The sequence below is a fragment of the Oleiphilus sp. HI0066 genome (assembly GCF_001635725.1).
Window position 1 is genome coordinate 1 of sequence record NZ_LWFH01001230.1, and the last position, 1507, is coordinate 1507.

General features: G+C 48.7%; 1 protein-coding gene. It reads right to left on the reverse strand.

Translation table 11 applies throughout. The features are described 5' to 3' along the window. Positions 1 to 54: 54 nt before the first annotated feature. Positions 55 to 1507, reverse strand: a 1453-nt coding sequence (mutL, locus tag A3738_RS17715; protein ID WP_068763747.1) for a DNA mismatch repair endonuclease MutL, incomplete at its 5' end; no start/stop codon positions are given.

Below are 1507 nucleotides of genomic sequence, written 5' to 3' on the forward strand. Positions count from 1 at the left end.
AAAATAGCCGGCGGCATAGTACGAAGCGAAGACATAGAAACCCTAGCAGTGAAACTATCGACCACGTAAGAATAGCTTATCTAATTCAGGCATCGACAAAGTCGTCCAAGTTGGTCGACCGTGATTACACTGACCACTACGTTCGGTCTCTTCCATCTCACGCAGCAGCGCATTCATCTCACTTATCGTCAAAACTCGGTTTGCCCGAACAGAACCATGACAAGCCATTGTCCCCATCAACTCGTTTGCCTTTGCTTCTAGCTGATCAGACTGCCCGTAGCCAATCATGTCGCTCAAGACGTCTCGTACAAGCTGAACGATGTCTGTTTTTTGCAGAATCACAGGGACTTCACGAATCACTAGAGATTCGGGTGCAGCCCGCTCAACTCTCAATCCGAATCGTTGGAGCTCCACAGCACAATCTTCAGCAGCATCTGCTTCCCTAGTACTGACAGCAATCGACATCGGAACAAGCAGTGGCTGAGATTGAATACCCGCGCCGTAAAAATCGGACTTCATCTTTTCGTAAGTAATGCGTTCATGCGCAGCGTGCATATCAACAATTATTAAGCCCGAACTGTTTTGAGCGAGAATATAAACGCCATGAAGCTGAGCAATCGCGAAGCCTAAAGGATGATCTTCGGCATTATTAGATACGTCAACAGTATTAGACAGCTCTGGCAAATCTGGCTTCAAACCACCATACAGAGAACTCATCCCATCTAAGGCCGTGCGCACTTCACTTTGAGCGGGATTATTTGGAATAGACTGCGGTTGAAACGCAGCCCCCGTATTCGAACTCGGCACGGACAATGGCATGCGGGTTTGACTATTATAACCGGGTTGCGCGGCTAAGCCTGTCTCCTGGTGAATCGCCTCACTCTCAGCAACTCGACTTGCGCTTTGCTCTTCGCGCATATACTCGTCAGGACGAACATCCGCTAGCGCGCGATGCAAGCTTCTGAATATGAAATCGTGCACTAAGCGCCCGTCACGAAAACGAACTTCATGCTTCGTAGGGTGCACATTCACATCAACAAGAGCTGGATCCAATTCTAAATACAGTACAAAGGCTGGATGTCGGCCGTGATAAAGCACATCCCTATATGCTTGCTTAACAGCATGACTAACCAAGCGATCACGAATCACGCGCCCATTCACGAAAAAGTACTGCAAATCCGCCTGACTTCGAGAGAACGTTGGCAGCGCGACCCAGCCCCATAGTTTTAACCCTGACGCCTCGACATCAATCTCTACAGCGTTTTCCATAAACGGCTTACCGCACAAACTCGCCACACGCTGCTCTTTATCTCTTAATGTGATCGCAGGGCGCAAACTATGCACCGGCTTACCGTTGTGAGACAGATCAAACCCAACATCAAATCGCCCCAAAGCTTGCCGTTTGACGACTTCCTCCAAATGATTGAATTCCGTCTTTTCAGTGCGCAAAAACTTACGGCGTGCAGGCGTGTTGAAGAATAAATCTCGAACATCAACCGTAGTACCG